We start from the raw sequence: 16,869 nt of genomic DNA, 5'->3' as shown, positions 1-16,869 counted from the left end.
GCTACCGTGGGGTGTGGCCCGGAGCAGCGGAGAAGAATCGATGACGACGACCGAGCGGGCCCTGCTGGCCGAATCGGTGCACGCCACCCTGCGGGAACAGATCTTCGCCGGCGAACTCGCCCCCGGCACGCCGCTGAGCGTGCCGGCGCTGGCGACCGCACTGCAGGTGAGCCGCACGCCGGTGCGGGAGGCGGTCCAGCAGTTGATCAACGACGGGATCGCCGTACACACCCGCAATGCCGGCGCCAAGGTCGGCTCCGTGGACGACGACACCATCCGCGCAGTGTTCGAGGTCCGGGAAGTTCTCGACGGCCTGGCCGCACATCGGGCGACATCCCGGGCCACCAACAAGGACCTGGAACGACTCGCCGAGATGGTGGCCGAACAACGCAGCCGGCTCGCCGACCCGCCCGATCAGCGCCGCGATGCGGGCCTGGACCTGGCATTCCACACCGCAATCCGGGAGATCGCCGGCAACCGGCCGCTCAGCGAGGCCTTGTTCCGGCTGGACGGCCAGGCCCACCTGTACCGCTCCGACCTGTGGATCGACACCGGCAACCGGCGGATCGCCGTGGACGAGCACGAGCGGATCCTCACCGCGCTCCGGCGTGGCGATGCCGAAGCCGCCCGGGCGGCGGCCGCCGCCCATGTCGCGGGACTGCTGGTGCGGACCCGGCGGCGCTGACTGTCCGGTTCGTCAGCGCCGGCCCGCGGGCCACCCGCCCGGGCAGCTTGCCGGAAGGTAGCCCGCAACCATTCCGGGGCGCACCGAGACTGTGGGAATCCGATTCCTGCGTTAGCATTCGCTGTCCCTGCCGACGGTGCCGGAGCAGTCCTTCATCGCGAGGGCCGGTCCGGCTGCCGTCATAGATTCACCAGAAGGAACTTTCATGAAGCGCACACTTGCCATCGGTCTGGCTGTCGTTGCAGTAGCGGCGACGGGCTGCGGCTCGGAGGAGTCCACGAACGCAGGCGCTTCACCGGCCGCGTCGGCCCCGGCAGCAACCGGGGGCGACGACGCGCAACAGATCCGCGACCTGATCACCGAGCAGGAGAATGCGATGGCCACCTTCGATTTCGACCGGCTGGCCGACATCACCTGCACCGAGTACCGCGCGGCGGTCAGAAACATGCCGGACACCATGTTCGCGCCGCTCAGTTCAGCAGGAACGGCCGAGGAGTTCGCCGCCAAGCCGGCCGATCAGATGGCCCTCGCATTGAAGGCGGAATACCCGGCCGCCTCCGAGGAGAGCATCGACAACATGATCGATGCGGTCATCCGTTACGACGAAACGGCCTACAAGGCCGCAAACCTGGCCATCCTGCGTGAAACCACCACGTTCACCGTCGACAAGGTCGACAACATCGAGGTGACCGGGGACACCGCAACCGCCGATCTCACCTATACGCGGACCAATAGCGGCGCGGAGTCGGAGACCAACACCGAGACCGATTCCTACCTCAGGGAGAACGGCGAATGGCTGCACTGCGAGCAGCCGTCGTAACGGGCACGCTACGCATCGCCCGAATCACGGCTCACCCGCCGCGCCCGGGGCGGCCGGGCCGGTCCGGACCTGCCGTGCGGCGACCCCGCACCGGCCGAGATGACACCGGGTCAGCGCACGCTCGCGTCGGCCACCATCGGCGGGCAGGGGGTACCGGGCAGGGTGAGCAACTCGAAATGCCACCACTCGTTGTCAAGGTGGACACACCCTTCAAACCCTCCGATCACTGATGGCTGGCATCCGGCAGCATCGGTGGACACGGCTGACCGGGCCGAGTTTGTAGGGCAAAGTGCCACCACTCGTTGTCAAGGTGGACACACCCTTCAAACCCTCCGATCACTGATGGCTGGCATCCGGCAGCATCGGTGGACACGGCTGACCGGGCCGAGTTTGTAGGGCAAAGTGCCACCACTCGTTCTCGAACACCCGGCACAGACCCCACCGGCTGCCGTTGGTTTCCAGCCAGGCCGCGCCCTCGCGGGGGCCGACGTCGACGGCGCGACCGGAGACGTGGGTGGACTCCTCGGGCGGGAGCACCCAGCGGCGAGCGATATCGGGGCTGCCGTAGGTGGCCAGGCCGTGGTTCCAGAGCATCTGCTGCTCGGCCGGGTCGCGGTATCCGGAGGTGATCGCCAGCTGGACGCCCTCGGCTCGGGCCTGCTGTTCGGCGAGGGTGTAGGCGAGGGCCAGGGCGGGATCCAGGCCCTCGGTGCCGACCGCCATCGGCAGCTGTTCACGCTGTTCGACCGGCACGACGCCCGGATCCGCGACTGCGGTGGCCGCCCCCGCCATCCCGGCGATGCCGAAGACTGCCACCGCGGCCACGGCACGGATTCGATCGGCCGCCCGGCCGCGCACAATCGTCATGGGCAAGCAGTCTAATCGCCGCCGTACAGGCATCTACCAGTGGCGGGACCACTGATACACAACGCACATCAGCAGCCGGCGGCGATATCGCTGCCCGGCAACGAGAATCGTTGCACCCGGGGGCGGAAGCGCCGAAGCTATCGGAAATGTGATTGTTCACATAGTTGTCCCAGGGCTGTGGAACAGCCCACTCCGAGCACCCGCGCAGACGCCGACGGCCCCGGTCTCGCGCACACGAGGACCGGGGCCGCGACAGGCGGAAGTCTGTGTCAGACCCGTTCTTTCGAACGGGTACGGACCCGCAGGGCGATCGGCTTCTGTGTCTCGGCGAAGAAGTCGTTGCCCTTGTCGTCGACCACGATGAAGGCCGGGAAGTCCTCTACGTCGATCTTCCAGACCGCCTCCATGCCCAGCTCCGGATACTCCAGAACCTCGACGTTCTTGATGCAGTCCAGGGCCAGCCGGGCCGCCGGGCCGCCGATGGAGCCGAGGTAGAAACCGCCGTATTCCTTGCACGCCTTGGTGACCTGTGCGGACCGGTTGCCCTTGGCCAGCATCACGAACGAGCCCCCCGCGGCCTGGAACTGTTCCACGTAGGAGTCCATCCGGCCCGCGGTGGTCGGACCGAACGAACCCGAGGCGTAGCCGTCGGGCGTCTTGGCGGGACCGGCGTAGTAGACGGCCATATCGCGCAGGTACTCCGGCATCGGTTCCCCGGCGTCCAGGCGTTCCTTGATCTTCGCATGCGCGATGTCGCGGGCCACCACGAGCGAGCCGGTCAGCGAGAGCCGGGTCTTCACCGGGTATTTCGACAGTTCGGCACGAATCTCGTCCATCGGCCGGTTCAGGTCGATCTGCACCACGTCGCCGCCGAGGATCTCGTCGGTCTGTTCCGGCATGTACTGGGCCGGTTCGGTTTCCAGCTGCTCCAGGAACACGCCCTCCGGGGTGATCTTCGCCAGGGCCTGCCGGTCCGCCGAACAGGACACCGCGATGGCGACCGGACAGCTCGCACCGTGCCGCGGCAACCGCACCACCCGCACGTCGTGGCAGAAGTACTTGCCGCCGAACTGGGCACCGATTCCGAACTCCCGGGTGAGCTGGAAGACCTCTTCCTCGAGCTCCAGATCCCGGAAGGCGTGGCCGGTGGCCGACCCCTCGGTGGGCAGATTGTCCAGATAGTGCGCGGAGGCGTACTTCGCCGTCTTCAAGGCGAATTCGGCGCTGGTGCCGCCCACCACCACGGCCAGGTGGTAGGGCGGGCAGGCGGCGGTGCCGAGCGAGCGGATCTTCTCGTCCAGGAACTCCAGCATCCGCTTCGGATTCAGGACCGCCTTGGTCTCCTGGTACAGGAAGGACTTGTTGGCCGAGCCACCGCCCTTGGCCATGAAGAGGAACTTGTACTCGGGCTTACCGGTGTCCGCGGGCGTCGAGTACAGCTCGATCTGCGCCGGCAGGTTGGAGCCGGTGTTCTTCTCCTCCCACATGGTCAGCGGGGCCAGCTGGGAGTACCGCAGGTTCAGGTTGCGGTAGGCGTCGAATACGCCGCGGCTGATCCATTCGGCGTCGTCGGCGCCGGTGAGCACCCCTTCGCTCTTCTTGCCCATCACGATGGCGGTGCCGGTGTCCTGACACATCGGCAGCACGCCGCCGGCGGAGATGTTCAGGTTCTTCAGCAGGTCCAGCGCGACGAAACGGTCGTTGCCGGAGGCCTCGGGGTCATCGATGATCTTGCGCAGCTGCCGCAGGTGGGCGGGGCGCAGATAGTGGCTGATGTCGTGGATCGCTGTCTCGGTGAGCAGCCGCAGCGTCTCGGGCTCGACCTTCAGGAAGGTGCGGCCGTCGTGTTCGAAGGTGCTGACCCCTTCGGTGGTGAGCAGCCGGTACGGCGTCTCGTCGGCACCGATCGGCAGCAGATCGGAATAGTCGAATTCCGGCGCGGTCACGGATCGCACTCCTTCGGGCGCGGCCGGGGCCACGGACACGGTCGTCTCGTCCCAGCACCGGCCTGGGCTGGTCACAAAGCGGTCCGAGCCTATCCGCCCGCCCCCGACACCCCTTGGTAAGGCAACCCTATGCCACCCTTGGAGGTGAGCGCAGGTTGCACGTTCAACTCAACGGTGCTAGGCCTGTGCGGGGCAAATTCAGCGTTCAGGGCGACACCAAGGCGATACACAAGCGGACACCGGAGAATCTGGAGCGCGATCGTGAACGATCCACAGTGGCTCGACGATGTCGAAATGCGTGCCTGGCTGGGCTACGTGCGAACCCGCGACCTCATCGCCGCCGCCATCGGCCGCGATTCGACCCGCGCCGCCGACCTCAGCTACGTCGAATACTCGGTACTGACCTCGCTGGCCGATGCCCCGGGCCAGCGCCTGACGTTCGCCGAACTGGCCGAACTGCTCGAATGGTCGCAGAGCCGACTGTCGCACCAGATCACCCGGATGCAGAAGCGCGGCCTGGTGCACCGGGAACCGATCCCGAACGACGCCCGCCGCACCGCCGCCCGGATCACCCCGGCCGGGGCCGAACTGCTCACCACCGCCGCACCCGCGCACGTGCGCAGCGTCCGCAGGCACATGATCGACGTGCTGGATCGCAACCAGCTCGCCGCCCTCGCCGATATCTACGACGTCCTGGTTCGACACCACCGCGGCGACCCGGCCGGGCGCTGACCTCCGGCCGAACCAGCAGCCGTCCGCCCCGGACGGATCGGAGCATTCGAACCCCGACCGACCGGACCCTGACCGACCCGGTCACCGTCCGCGGCCTCGGGGCAGCCCTGGAGGCACTACCCCGCTGAGGCGGGAGTGGTCGCTCCACCCCGGTCGGGCGCCGGCACGCCCAGGGCACGCTCGAACCCGGCCGGTACCACGATGTCACCACGCTCCAGGTCGGTGATCGAGGTCTTGCGCAGGCCGAGCAGCGCCGAGTCGATGCCGCCACGCAGCACGTCGAGGACGTTCTCCACGCCCGCCTGGCCGTTGGCGGCCAGACCCCACAGGTAGGCGCGGCCGATCATGACCGCCCGGGCGCCCAGCGCCACCGCCTTGACCACATCGCTGCCGCGGCGGATACCGCCGTCCAGGAGCACCTCGATCTCGTCGCCGACGGCGTCGGCGAGCACCGGCAGCGCGCGGATCGCGGCGGGGGTGCCGTCGAGGTTGTTGCCGCCGTGGTTGGACACCGAGATCGCGGCGACTCCGGCGTCGACGGCGCGGCGGGCGTCGTCGACCCGGATGACACCCTTCAACATGACCGGGCCGTCCCACTGCTCGCAGATCCAGCGCACATCGTCCCAGTCGGGCGCCGGGGTGCCCATCCACTCGCCGTACGCGCCGAAGAATCCGGGGGCCGCACCGCCGCCGACCACCATGTTCGGCACGGTCAGATCGGGCAGCTTCCCCGAGCGGACATAGGTGGCCAGCCAGCGCGGCCGGGCAAGGGTCTGCGGTGCGAACTTCAGCATGGTGCGCAGATCCAGCTGCTGCGGGATTTCCGGGCTGCCCCAATCCCGGCCGTGCGAGAACGACCAATCCAGGGTCAGGATCAGCCCGACCGCCCCGGCAGCCTTCGCTCGGCTCATCCGCTCGGCCATATCGTCCTTGCTGCCGCACCAGTACAGCTGGAACAGCGTCGCCGGATTGGCCGCGACGACCTCCTCGATCGGCTTGCTCGCGAACGACGACAGGCCCATCGCGATGCCGCGCGCCGCGGCCGCCCGCGCCACGGCCACCTCCCCCTCCGGATGCACCGCCTGCACCCCGGTCGGCGAGATCAGCACCGGCATGCCGACCTGCTGCCCGAGCACGGTGGTCGACTGGTCCCGCTCGCCGATCGGCCCGGCAGCATGCGGCGCAAAACCGAGTTCGGTGAACGCGGCCTGGTTCTCATCGATGGTCTGGCCGCGCTCGGATCCGGCGATCAGCGCGCCGTACACCGACTTCGGCAGGCGCTTCTTCGCACGCCGCTGGGCTTCGGCAACGGTCTCGAACCAGGGGTTCATTCAGGTGTCCTATCTGTGTTGGATGGAGCAGCTCCGCTGCTCGAGTCGCGGCCCCTGGGGGGCCTCGATTTTTCCCTCCTCCGCTCAGTCGCTTCGCTCCTTCGCTCCGTCAGTCCAAAATCGAGGCGGGGCCGCTCCGTGTTGGATCGAGCGACTTCGTCGCTCGGGTCGCGGCCTCTCAGGGACCTCGGGTGTCGACCGATGAAACGGCGTCCGGCCACCAGCGGAATGTCTGCTCGGTCAGGTCGGCCACCAGTCGGGCCAGCAGCGCGCGGCCCGCATCTGGGCAGGCACCCGCCGGGTCGCCGAGCACGCCGTTGGCGCTCACGGCGCGGACGCCTCCGGAGCGCAGCAAGGGCAGCACCTCCGCGAGCGGCCGCCGGTCCCCCGGTGCCGCCCGGTCCAGGTGCACGCGGGCGGGGTCGAGGGCCAGCTGCAGTTCGGTCTCGGACCGCCCCGCATGCGCATCACCGGCATAGCGCGGCAGGTACAGCCGGACGTCGCGGGATTCGGCGCGCAGCAACTCGACGGCCCGGCGCAGCGCGACGACATTGCCGCCGTGCCCGTTGACCAGCACGATCCGGTCGAAGGTGTCGGTCGCCGAGCGGCACAGCTCGACGACCAGCAGCTCCAAGGCCGCGGCACCGATGGACAGGGTTCCCGGGAATCCGGCGTGCTCGCCGCTGGAGCCGTACGGAACGGCCGGGGCGGCCAGCACCTCCGGGCGCCGCGCCGCCAGCCCGGCGGCCAGTGCGACCGCGATATCGGTATCGGTGGACAGCGGCAGATGCGGCCCGTGCTGCTCGGTCGCGCCGAGTGGGACGGCCAGCACGGTACCGGCCGCCGCCCGCTCGCCGGCTTCCGGCCAGGTGAGATCCGCCAACATGTGACGAGATTAACGTCAGTCGGTGTCAAAACTCAATGGATCGCGGAAATCGGATCATGGCTCCACCGTCACGATCGGCGCCCGGACCGCATAATCAATGCCCATGAACCGGTCCTCCCGCCGCGGCCGCCCACCCGGTACCAGCCGGCGCGCCCTGGAACTGATCGCGCTGCGCCTGTTCACCGAACGCGGCTTCGACAACACCACGGTCACCGATATCGCCACCGAGGCCGGGATCAGCGAGCGCAGCTTCTTCCGCTACTTCCCCAGCAAGGGCGAGGTGCTCTGGCACCAGTTCGACGACGAGGTGGCCGAACTGCGCGCCGCCTTCGATGCGGTACCCGACAGCGTGCCGCTGATGACCGCGGTGCGCCGGGTGGTGGTCGGCGTCAATCACTACCGGGCCGAGGACGTACCGGAACTGCGCACCCGGATGCGGTTGATCGGCACCGTACCGGCACTGTCGGCAGGCGCGGGCGCGCACTACGACGCCTGGGAGCGCGCGATCGGTGATTTCGCGGCCCAGCGGCTCGGTACCGAGGCGGACGACCTGCTGCCGATGGCGATCGGCCGGACCGCGCTCGCCGCCGCCCGGGCCGCGTTCGACGCCTGGCTGGACCGCGCCGACGCCGATCTGCAGACCTATCTGGACCGCGCCCTGGGCGCGCTGGAACGCGGCTTCGCCCCGGAGCCGGCCGACGATCCCGGCCCACCACGTTTGAACAGTGCCCCCGATCGGGTATGAGTAGGCAGCGGGATGGGTAGGCTCGACACCGAGCCACCGGCCGCACGCACGCACCGACCACATTCGAAAGGGGCAGGAGTTTCCATGTCCGAGGTGTCCATGAGCCTTTCGGCGGATTCGCTGCCTACGGGACCGGTCGACAATCTACTTCCGCAGCTGGTCGAGCATCTGCGGCAGAACCGCACCGCACTACGCGAGGAGTGGGCCCGGCGCATCACCGACGCCCAGCTGCTCACCGCGATGACCCCCGAGGAGATCTTCTCCGAGGCGACGTCGATCTACGACAACTACGTCGAGGTACTCGAGACCGGCAGCGTCGAGGCCCTGCAGGCCTACGCCCGCGACCTGTCCGAACGCATCATCCCCCGGGGCGTCGAGACCGACGAGGTGCTCGGCATCGTGCTGCTGCTGCGTGACGTGCTGGCCCGATCCCTGTTCGAGAAGTACCAGACGAACTTCGAACTGCTCAACGCCGTGCTGGACGCCTACGAGCCGGCCGCCAACCGGATCGCCAACACCGTGGGCGTCTCGTTCGTCCAGGAGCGCGAGCGCGTCATCCGGCAGCAGCAGGAGGCCATCCGGGAGCTGTCCACCCCGGTGCTGCAGGTCCGCGAACAGCTGCTGATTCTGCCGATCATCGGTGTGCTCGATTCGCAACGGGCCCGCCAGCTGACCGAACAGCTACTCAGCGCCATCCGCGCCAACCGCACGAAAGTGGTGGTCATCGACATCACCGGTGTGCCGGCGATCGATTCCACGGTGGCCAACCACCTGGTGCAGACGGTCGACGCGTCCGGCCTGATGGGCGCCAACGTGATCATCACCGGACTGTCCTCGGAGATCGCCCTGACCCTGGTCGCCATCGGTTTGGACCTGTCCAAGATGAACGCGGTCGGCGACCTGCAGGGGGGCATCGAGGAGGCCGAGCGGCTGCTCGGCTACGAGGTGTCCCGGGTCGGCGAGCGTTCCGAACGCGACGGACGCTGACCGGACCCGCCCCATGCCCGTACCCATTCTCAAACAAGGCACCTACCTCATCGCATCGGTGCAGTCCGCGCTGACCGATGCCGACACCGAGCGGCTGCAGGACGACCTGATGCGCCAGGTCAGCCGGTACCGAGCCACCGGGATCATCGTCGATGTCACCGCAATCGACGTGATGGACTCCTTCGCCGCGCGCTCGCTACGCACCATCGCGCATATGACCCAGCTGCGCGGCGCGGACACGGTGATCGTGGGCATCCAGCCCGAGGTCGCCTTCGCCATGGTGCAACTCGGGCTCACCTTCGAGGACATGCACACCGCACTGGACCTCGAGGAAGGGCTCGCCTGGCTGAACCGGCACTCGACGCGCCGGGACAGCACCCGCCGCCGGGACGGTCGTGAAAGTGGACGCTGAGCAGGTCACGATCGTTGTGCGGGCCTCCGGTGACATCGTCACCGCCCGGCAAGCCGGGCACGATCTCGCCGCCGGGCTCGGCTTCACCCTCACCGACCGCACCATGATCTCCACGGCCATCTCCGAGATCGCCCGCAACATCACCAGTTACGCCGGCAACGGGGAGATCCGGTTGCTGGTGGACCAGCGCGACGGCCGGCAGGCGCTGATCGTGCAGGCGCAGGACGAAGGCCCCGGTATCCGGGACATTCCGCGTGCCCTGGAGGACGGCTACTCCACCGGACGCGGCCTCGGACTCGGCCTGCCGGGGGCCCGCCGGTTGATGGATCGGCTCACCGTCCAGTCGGAACCGGGCCGCGGCACCCTGGTGGAGATGTGGAAGTGGGTGCCCGACGGTGCATGAGGACGGGTTCATCGGCCGGACCGAATGGTCTACGGCCGGCCGCCCGCTACCCGGCCAGAACGTCTCCGGCGACCGGGCCGTCGCCCTCGACGTCGGCGACGGCAGCGCGCTGTTCGCCGTCCTGGACGGACTCGGGCACGGACCGTCGGCGGCCGATGCGGCCGCACGCGCCATCACGGTCCTGACCGACAACCGCGCCGAACCCCTCGACGTGCTGATGGTGCTGTGCCACCGGGCGATGAGCAGTACCCGCGGGGCCGCGGTGTCGCTCGCCCTGCTCGACGACGGGGAATGGCTGCGCTGGCTGGGTGTCGGCAATGTCGAGGCCCGGGTGCTGGCGAAGGGACCGGCCGGCACCGAGACCCGCGCCACCATGCTGATGACCGGCGGCATCGTGGGCTACCGCCTGCCCGGCCAGCTGCAGCCGCAGGAGCTCGCGATCCGGCCCGGTGACCTGCTGATCATGGCCACCGACGGCATCGTGGCCCGCGGCCCCGGCGGCGTCGACCTGTCCGCCTCCGCCGGGACGATCGCCGCGGACATCCTCCAACGGGATGCCAAGGAGACCGATGACGCACTGGTCCTGGCGGCCCGGCACCGAGGTGGTGGCTGAGCGTGGGCACCGTGTTGTCGGCGTTCCTCGACGACTACGCCGCAGCCCTGCGCCGCCATCTCGACCGGCCCGGCCAGGACGGCCTCGGCGAGGGCTACGAGCTGGGCCGCCGCGCCCTGGTGGAGGGCATCAGCCTGCTCGATCTCACCGAACACCACTACCGCACCGTGGCCGCCAGCACCGAGGGCGCCGATCCGGCCCGGTCCGAGGCCGCACTGGAATTCCTGCTGCAGACCATGGCCGCCCTCGATATCGCCACCCGCGGCTACCTGGACGGCACCCGGCGCTATGAGCAGCAGCGCTCCCGCGCCGACGATCTGGCCGGCCGCGACGCCTTCCGCACCGCCCTGATGGAATCACTGCAGGACGGTTTCTTCGTCGCCGATTCCGACGGCGCCGTGGTCGAGGTGAACTCCGCGTTCGGCGCCCTGACCGGGTACGGCGCCGCCGACCTGCCCTATCCGCTGCCGCATCCGTGGTCGATCCCCGGCGGCACCGACCCGGCCACCCGCTACCCGGAGATCGGTGCCGAACCGGCCCGGTTCGTCGTTCCGGTCCGGCACCGCGACGGCCGCAAACTGTGGCTGGAGGTCAGCACCAATTCGCTGGTCCGGCCAGAGGACGGGGCCCGCATCCTGGTCGGCACCGCCCGCGATGTCACCGCCGAACACGATGCGCAGGCCCGCGATCAGGCCGCTTCTCGGCTGGCCACCGCCGTCGGCGCGGCCACCGGTCTGGTCGAGGTGCTCACCGTCGGGCTGGGCGAACTGCGCCGCACCGTCGAAGCGGAGAGCGCCGTGGTGGCCGTCTGGCCGGGCCATACTCCGGAACCGGATGTCTACGGCTCCGGGCCGGATACCGCCGGCGGGCCGGCCGAACCGGTGGACCCGGAGCTCGCCCGGCTGCTCAACCGCGCCCGGCGGCAGGCACCTCGTTCGCTGTTCGCCATCGACGACACCGGTCGCGGGGCCACCGGCCTGCTGGCGCCGCTGGGCGAAACCGGCGACGCCGCACTGCTGTTGCGCTTCGCCTCACCGCGGGTGATCACCCCGGCCGACTGGACCCTGTTCTCGCTGCTGGTCGGCCACCTCAGCGTCGCGGTGCAGCGGGCCCGTAACTTCGATCAGGCGCGGGCCACCTCGCTCACCCTGCAGCGCGCCATGCTCGGCCCGATCGAGTTGCCGCCGCGGTTCTCGGTGCATTACGAACCGGCGCTGCCCCCGCTGGAGATCGGCGGTGACTGGTACGACGTGGTGCCGCTCGCCGACGGCACCATCGGGGTGGTCGTCGGCGACTGTGTCGGCCGGGGCCTGTCGGCCGCGGTGGTGATGGGGCAGCTACGCACCGCCGCCCGGGCACTGTTGCTGCGCGGTGCGGGTCCGGCCCAGCTGCTGGCCGAACTCGACACCGTCGCCACCCGAATCCCGGGTGCCATGTGCACCACGGTGTGCGCCGCGGTGCTGGATCCGGTGCGCGGGCTGGTCCGCTACTCCAACGCCGGGCATATGCCGCCGATTCTGTCGGCCGGCACGGGTCCCGGGCGGATCCTGGAGGGTGGCCGGTCGGTACCGCTGGCCACCTTCGCGGTACCCCGCCGGCCCGAGGCCACCACGCCCCTGGCTCCCGGCGCCACGCTGGTGTTGTTCACCGACGGCCTCGTCGAGCAGCGCGGTGTCGACATCGAAGAGGGCTTCGCCAAGATCGCCGAGGTGCTCACCGAGACCGGTGCGGCGCTGCCCCGCGAGGTCGCCGATGCGGTGCTGTCCCGGTTGCGGCCGGACGCCGGGTACGACGACGACGTCGCCATGGTCGTCTATCGGCAGCCGCCGGCCCCGCTGGAGCTGGACCTGCCTGCCACCCCACCGCATCTGGCCGAACTGCGGCGGGCGCTGCGCGCCTGGTTCGCCGCGGCCGCGGTCCCGCACGATCTGGCCGCCGATCTGGTCGCCGCCGCCAACGAGGCCTGCAGCAACAGCGTGGAACACGCCTACACCACCGGGGCGCCGGGCCGGGTCCGGCTGCGCGCCACCTGCGATACCGAGCGGGTGGTGATCGAGGTGACCGACACCGGACGATGGCGCCCGCCGCCGCCGGACCCCGGCAACCGGGGCCGTGGCCTGGCGATGATGCGGGCACTCACCGAGGACCTGGGCATCGACCACGACGACGAGGGCACCCGGGTACGGATGTGGGTGACCCTGCCGGCCATCACCTTCCCGACGGCGAATCCGATCCGCGGCACCCAGCGCTGACCACAACGCCGGCAGATCACCCGTTCCGGCGCCGAATCTCTGTGACATTCGGTAACCGGCTCCCACCGCTCGGCGGCATACGGTGTTCCTACACCGCGGCCGGGGCGCCGCAGACCGTTCAGCCGAGGCAGTCCGGGGGTTCGAGATCGACGCGGCAGCCGACACCGTCCGAGCTCCGGCCGGCGCAGCCGGACCCGTGCCGCCGCTGTGCGGCCGGGAACTGACACTGCTGGCCGGGGCGCTGGCAGTCCTGTTCACCCTCCGCCTGGAACGGTATCCGCTGTGGGGCGACGAGCTGTATCTCGTGCCCGCCGGGCGCCACCCGGCCTGGAGTTACGCCGACCAAGGGCCACTGGTGCCGCTGCAGGCCCACCTCTCGGACCTGATCGCACCCGGTTCGGCGGTGGCGTTGCGGCTACCGGCGGTTGCGCTCGGCGTGGGCACGATGCTGCTGGCGGCGCTCATCGCCCGGGAACTCGGTGGCGGCCGGGCCGCGCAGCTGATCGCCGCGCTCGGCTACGCCTGTACCCCGTTCGCGGTGCAGCAGACGGCAGCGATCAGTACCTTCTCCTACGATGCCGCGCTCACCGCCGTGGTGTGCTGGCTGGTGGTGCGCTGGGTACGCACCCGGCGGGATGTCCTGCTGATCGCGGCCGGTCTGGTCGCGGCAGTGGACTTCCAGGTGAAGTGGCTGATCGTAGCGGTGTGGGCGCTGCTGGGACTGGGGGTCCTGCTCTTCGGCCCCCGGGAGGTGTTGCGCCGCCCGGCGCTGTGGCTGGGCACGGCCCTGCTGCTGCTGTCGGCGGTGCCCGCGTTGTCCTGGCAGGCCGGTCACGGCTGGCCGCAGCTGGGCATGGGGGCGGTGATCCGGGCGGAGCAGACCACCATGACCGGCGACCGGATCACTTCCGCGCTCCGGGAGCTGATGCTCACCACCGGACCGGGCGGACTCGGGTTGCTTCTCGGCATCTGGGCGGTGGCGAGGGCGCCACAGCTGCGCGACTACCGGTTCCTGCTGCCGCTCGGCCTGCTCCCGCTGCTCGTGGTGCCGGTGGCGGGGCTGCGGCCCTACTACCTCGGCAACGGGTTCGCCGTGTTCTTCGCCACCGCCGCAGTCGTGCTCGCTGCTGCCGGGGCCGCCCGGGTCCGGAAGCTGCTCACGGCGTATTTCGCGGTGGGGCTGGCGGTGGTTGTCGCCGCGGTGTCGCTGCTGCCGCTACCACAGTCGTGGTGGCGTGGCCCCGCCGTCCGCAACGGCGATATGGCCATCCGCGCCCAATTCTTCGGGCTGTCCGGCTGGCCGGAACTGGTCGCCACGGTGAGCGACGTCGTCGCGACGCTACCGGCCCCGGACCGCTCCGGGGTGGTGATCGTGACCCAGAACTACTGGCAGGCGAGTGCTCTCGCGGTATCGACCGACGAGCTACCGCCCGTCTACAGCCCCAGCCGCGGGTACGGCTATTTCGGCCCCCCTTCCGATACCGCCGATCGGGTGCTCTACGTGGGCGGGGACAGCCTCACCGCCACGGTCTCCGAGCACTTCGGCACCGCGGTGCCGGTGGCCCGGCTCAACGATCCCGGCGGATTCCAGGGTGTGAACCACGGAATGACGGTGTGGTACTGCACCGATCCGGTCCGGCCGTGGTCCCGGCTGTGGCCGCAGCTGATGTCCCTGACCATCGACCACGGCGCCTGAGCCGCCGCGCACCCCAGGAATCGGTATGCACGACCAGGTCTCCTCCCCCGCGCCCGGCGATGTCGGACCCGAACCGCCGCGGTTCCATCGGCGCCCGGTACTGCTCGTCGTCGGGATCATCACCGCGCTGTTCGTCGCACGCATCGGCCGATACGACCTCGGCGGTGACGAGCTGTACTTCATCGCCGCCGGCCACCATCCGGCCCCGGGGTACGCAGACCAGGGCCCGCTGGTGCCGTGGCTGGCCGCCGCGGCCGACCGGATCGCACCGGGCTCGGTGCTGCTGCTCCGGTTGCCGGCGGTGCTGTTGTGCGCGGCCGGCGGTGCGCTCGCCGCCGCGATCGCCCGGGAGTTCGGCGGCCGCCGGTTCGCGCAGACCCTCGCCGCGGCGGGCTATCTGCTCACACCGGCCGCGCTGCTGCAATCGGCGATGCTCAGCACCTACGCCTTCGACGCCACCTGCACGGCGTTGATCAGCTGGCTGCTGATCCGCTGGATCCGCACCCGGCAGGACCGGCTGCTGTTCGGCGCAAGCCTGGTGGCCGCCGTCGATTTCCAGGTGAAATGGCTGATTCCGGCTGTCTGCGCGGGCCTGATCGCCGGTATCGCGTTGTTCGGCCCGCGAGAGATGTTGCGCCGGCCCGCCCTCTGGGGCGGGGCCGCGGTGTTCCTGCTCGCCGCCGTCCCCCAGCTGGTCTGGCAGCACCGGCACGGGTGGCCGCAGCTGTCGATGGGCGGGGTGGTGCGCGCGGAGCAGCTCGCGACCGCCTCGCTGTTCGAGGCACCCGGGCAGCTGGTGCTCACCGTCGGGCCGATGGGGCTGCTGATGCTGGCCGGGCTGTGGGCAGGCCTGACCGATCCGGCGCTGCGGCCGTACCGGTTCGTCGTGCCCGTCGTCGCCGCCGGGCTGGCCGGAATTCTGTTCGCGGGCCTGCGTCCCTACTATGCGGCAGGCGCGTTCCCGGGTTTGTTCGCTGCCGGCGCGGTCTGGGTCGGCGCCCGGCTCCCGGGGCGCGGGATGCGCATCGCACTCACCGGTTCGGTCGCCGCGGCAGCGGCCGTCACCCTGACCGCCGTGCTGGTTCTCCCGCTCTCCGCCGGCCTGCTCACCGAACCGACCGACCGATATGCCCAGATCCACTGGCGTACCCGGCTCTACGACCGGCCCGGCTGGACCGACCTGGTGACCACCGTCGACACCGTGCACCGGGATCTGCCGCCCGCAGCACCGGGCCGCACGGTGATCATCACCCAGAACTATTGGCAGGCGGGCGCCCTCGATCACTTCGGTGACGACCTCCCTCCGGTGCACAGCCCGAATCGCGGGTACGGGTTCTTCGCACCGCCACCCGACTCCGCCGATCTGGTGCTCTATGTCGGTGTGGACCACCCGGATACGGCCCTGCCGATCGGTTTCGCCGACCGGATCCGGCTGGCCGTCGTCGACGATCCGCTCGGGTTCCCGGGCGTGAACCGGCATGTGTCGGTGTGGTTGTGCCGGTCACCAACACAACCGTGGTCGACCGTGTGGGAGCAGCTCCGCACGCTCGATATCGTCGACGGAACCGTCCGCTGATCAGCGGCACCCGTGATGATCGGCACCTTCACAACTAATTCCGGATCGACACAGGGATGTTGCACAACTCGATCATGTTTCGCCCGGAACGGAATTCGGTACCGGAAAACAACGGGGTCGGCGGGTACCGATGACTATCTCCAGATATCGGCTGCACGCGGATCGTTTCCGGGATTGCGGCGGCACCATGGACCGAGATATCCGGCCCGGCTGCGAATTGCCCGGGCCCCACCCTCGGAGCACCCATGTTCGATACCTTCGTCCGCCCGATCGTCCGTGCGGTAACGCCGCTGACCGGACTCATTCTGCTGTTCGTCGGCGCCGCAGCGGTGTTCGCCGGGAACGGCCCGGTCGCCTCGGGGCTGCCGTGGAGTTCACCGCCCTATCAGGAAACCGTGCACATCGAACGGGGACCCGTCGTCCATCCGTTCAGCCCGGACACAGCGATCGTGATCCTCGGCTACGGGCTGCGCCCGGACGGCAGCATGCGGCCGGAACTGATCGAACGCCTGCAGGCGGGACGGGTACAGGCCATGTTCGCCCCGGCCTCGCCGATCATCGTGACCGGCGGAAACCCGCGCAACGGCATCACCGAGGCCGCGGCCATGGCGGCCTGGCTCAGCACACACGGTATCGACGGGCCGCGCATCCATGTCGAACCGCAGGCCGGCTCGACTTACGGCAATGCGGTCCATTCGGCGGCCCTCATGCGTGATATCCGCACTGCGCACGCCATTCTGGTCACCTCCGCCGATCACGTCGATCGCGCCGTCGCGACCTTCACCGGCGCGGGGGTGCACGTCGTCTCGGCGGTGACGCCGGACAGCCTGCCACCGCTCGCGCTCACCTTCGGTCCGTAACCGGTGGCACATCACCGGATCCGGGCCGTCTACCGGCAGAGCCGCATTCCGTCGAATA

The 16,869-nt window shown here is 69.8% G+C and carries 16 protein-coding genes; 12 read left to right on the top strand and 4 right to left on the bottom strand.

Going from position 1 to position 16,869, the window contains the following annotated elements; translation table 11 throughout:
- Positions 1-40 precede the first annotated feature (40 nt).
- Positions 41-685, top strand: a complete 645-nt coding sequence (locus tag AC1HFH_RS11745; protein ID WP_480247472.1) for a GntR family transcriptional regulator — start codon at positions 41-43, stop codon at positions 683-685.
- 136 nt (positions 686-821) lie between these two features.
- Complete coding sequence (locus tag AC1HFH_RS11740) at positions 822-1,505, top strand: hypothetical protein (protein WP_480247471.1); 684 nt, start codon at positions 822-824, stop codon at positions 1,503-1,505.
- Between the two features lie 336 nt (positions 1,506-1,841).
- On the opposite strand, the gene AC1HFH_RS11735 is transcribed toward AC1HFH_RS11740, so the two are convergent.
- Positions 1,842-2,372, bottom strand: a complete 531-nt coding sequence (locus AC1HFH_RS11735) for a M15 family metallopeptidase (protein ID WP_480247470.1) — start codon at positions 2,370-2,372, stop codon at positions 1,842-1,844.
- Positions 2,373-2,641: 269 nt separating this feature from the next.
- Complete coding sequence (locus AC1HFH_RS11730; protein WP_480247469.1) at positions 2,642-4,318, bottom strand: fumarate hydratase; 1,677 nt, start codon at positions 4,316-4,318, stop codon at positions 2,642-2,644.
- A gap of 261 nt (positions 4,319-4,579) precedes the next feature.
- Between AC1HFH_RS11730 and AC1HFH_RS11725 the strand changes: the two genes are divergently transcribed.
- A complete protein-coding gene (locus AC1HFH_RS11725) occupies positions 4,580-5,050 on the top strand; it encodes a MarR family winged helix-turn-helix transcriptional regulator (RefSeq protein ID WP_480247468.1) in 471 nt (156 codons plus the stop codon).
- A gap of 116 nt (positions 5,051-5,166) precedes the next feature.
- Here the strand turns inward: AC1HFH_RS11725 and mftD are convergent, their stop codons facing one another.
- Both mftD and mftE read right to left on the bottom strand, forming a co-directional pair.
- The gene (mftD, locus tag AC1HFH_RS11720) at positions 5,167-6,381 is read right to left on the bottom strand and encodes a pre-mycofactocin synthase MftD (RefSeq protein ID WP_480247467.1); all 1,215 of its coding nucleotides are present in this window, start codon (positions 6,379-6,381) and stop codon (positions 5,167-5,169) included.
- Positions 6,382-6,559: 178 nt separating this feature from the next.
- Complete coding sequence (gene mftE, locus AC1HFH_RS11715; protein WP_480247466.1) at positions 6,560-7,267, bottom strand: mycofactocin biosynthesis peptidyl-dipeptidase MftE; 708 nt, start codon at positions 7,265-7,267, stop codon at positions 6,560-6,562.
- Between the two features lie 103 nt (positions 7,268-7,370).
- On the opposite strand from mftE, the gene mftR reads away from it, so the two are divergent.
- From mftR to AC1HFH_RS11670, 9 genes are all read left to right on the top strand, one after another.
- The gene (gene mftR, locus AC1HFH_RS11710) at positions 7,371-8,012 is read left to right on the top strand and encodes a mycofactocin system transcriptional regulator (RefSeq protein ID WP_480247465.1); all 642 of its coding nucleotides are present in this window, start codon (positions 7,371-7,373) and stop codon (positions 8,010-8,012) included.
- Between the two features lie 84 nt (positions 8,013-8,096).
- Positions 8,097-8,999 (top strand): STAS domain-containing protein, encoded by a 903-nt coding sequence (locus AC1HFH_RS11705; RefSeq protein WP_480247464.1) that lies wholly within the window; start codon positions 8,097-8,099, stop codon positions 8,997-8,999.
- A gap of 13 nt (positions 9,000-9,012) precedes the next feature.
- The gene (locus AC1HFH_RS11700) at positions 9,013-9,411 is read left to right on the top strand and encodes an STAS domain-containing protein (RefSeq protein ID WP_480247463.1); all 399 of its coding nucleotides are present in this window, start codon (positions 9,013-9,015) and stop codon (positions 9,409-9,411) included.
- Positions 9,401-9,814 (top strand): ATP-binding protein, encoded by a 414-nt coding sequence (locus AC1HFH_RS11695; RefSeq protein WP_480247462.1) that lies wholly within the window; start codon positions 9,401-9,403, stop codon positions 9,812-9,814. The genes AC1HFH_RS11700 and AC1HFH_RS11695 overlap by 11 nt, the downstream gene beginning before the upstream one ends.
- Positions 9,807-10,427: a SpoIIE family protein phosphatase gene (locus AC1HFH_RS11690; RefSeq protein ID WP_480247461.1), complete on the top strand. Its 621-nt coding sequence runs from the start codon at positions 9,807-9,809 to the stop codon at positions 10,425-10,427. Before AC1HFH_RS11695 ends, AC1HFH_RS11690 begins: the two co-directional genes overlap by 8 nt.
- Positions 10,428-10,429: 2 nt before the next feature.
- Positions 10,430-12,679, top strand: coding sequence for a SpoIIE family protein phosphatase (locus AC1HFH_RS11685; RefSeq protein ID WP_480247460.1), 2,250 nt, complete (start codon positions 10,430-10,432; stop codon positions 12,677-12,679).
- Positions 12,680-12,875: 196 nt separating this feature from the next.
- Positions 12,876-14,375 (top strand): ArnT family glycosyltransferase, encoded by a 1,500-nt coding sequence (locus AC1HFH_RS11680; protein ID WP_480247459.1) that lies wholly within the window; start codon positions 12,876-12,878, stop codon positions 14,373-14,375.
- Between the two features lie 25 nt (positions 14,376-14,400).
- Positions 14,401-15,951: an ArnT family glycosyltransferase gene (locus AC1HFH_RS11675; protein ID WP_480247458.1), complete on the top strand. Its 1,551-nt coding sequence runs from the start codon at positions 14,401-14,403 to the stop codon at positions 15,949-15,951.
- 245 nt (positions 15,952-16,196) lie between these two features.
- Positions 16,197-16,811, top strand: coding sequence for a YdcF family protein (locus AC1HFH_RS11670; RefSeq protein WP_480247457.1), 615 nt, complete (start codon positions 16,197-16,199; stop codon positions 16,809-16,811).
- Positions 16,812-16,869 lie beyond the last annotated feature (58 nt).

The sequence above is a fragment of the Nocardia sp. KT25-26 genome, from assembly GCF_056627695.1.
The sequence above is the reverse complement of the archived record's forward strand: the minus strand, read 5'-3'. Positions and strand labels throughout refer to the sequence as shown.

What these genes read in the sequence shown, in the direction of transcription:
- AC1HFH_RS11735 (WP_480247470.1), bottom strand. Translation starts at nt 2,372, where the DNA reads ATGACGATTGTGCGCGGCCGGGCGGCCGATCGAATCCGTGCCGTGGCC.
- mftR (WP_480247465.1), top strand. Translation starts at nt 7,371, where the DNA reads ATGAACCGGTCCTCCCGCCGCGGCCGCCCACCCGGTACCAGCCGGCGC.
- mftE (WP_480247466.1), bottom strand. Translation starts at nt 7,267, where the DNA reads ATGTTGGCGGATCTCACCTGGCCGGAAGCCGGCGAGCGGGCGGCGGCC.
- AC1HFH_RS11705 (WP_480247464.1), top strand. Translation starts at nt 8,097, where the DNA reads ATGTCCGAGGTGTCCATGAGCCTTTCGGCGGATTCGCTGCCTACGGGA.
- AC1HFH_RS11700 (WP_480247463.1), top strand. Translation starts at nt 9,013, where the DNA reads ATGCCCGTACCCATTCTCAAACAAGGCACCTACCTCATCGCATCGGTG.
- mftD (WP_480247467.1), bottom strand. Translation starts at nt 6,381, where the DNA reads ATGAACCCCTGGTTCGAGACCGTTGCCGAAGCCCAGCGGCGTGCGAAG.
- AC1HFH_RS11670 (WP_480247457.1), top strand. Translation starts at nt 16,197, where the DNA reads ATGTTCGATACCTTCGTCCGCCCGATCGTCCGTGCGGTAACGCCGCTG.
- AC1HFH_RS11675 (WP_480247458.1), top strand. Translation starts at nt 14,401, where the DNA reads ATGCACGACCAGGTCTCCTCCCCCGCGCCCGGCGATGTCGGACCCGAA.
- AC1HFH_RS11745 (WP_480247472.1), top strand. Translation starts at nt 41, where the DNA reads ATGACGACGACCGAGCGGGCCCTGCTGGCCGAATCGGTGCACGCCACC.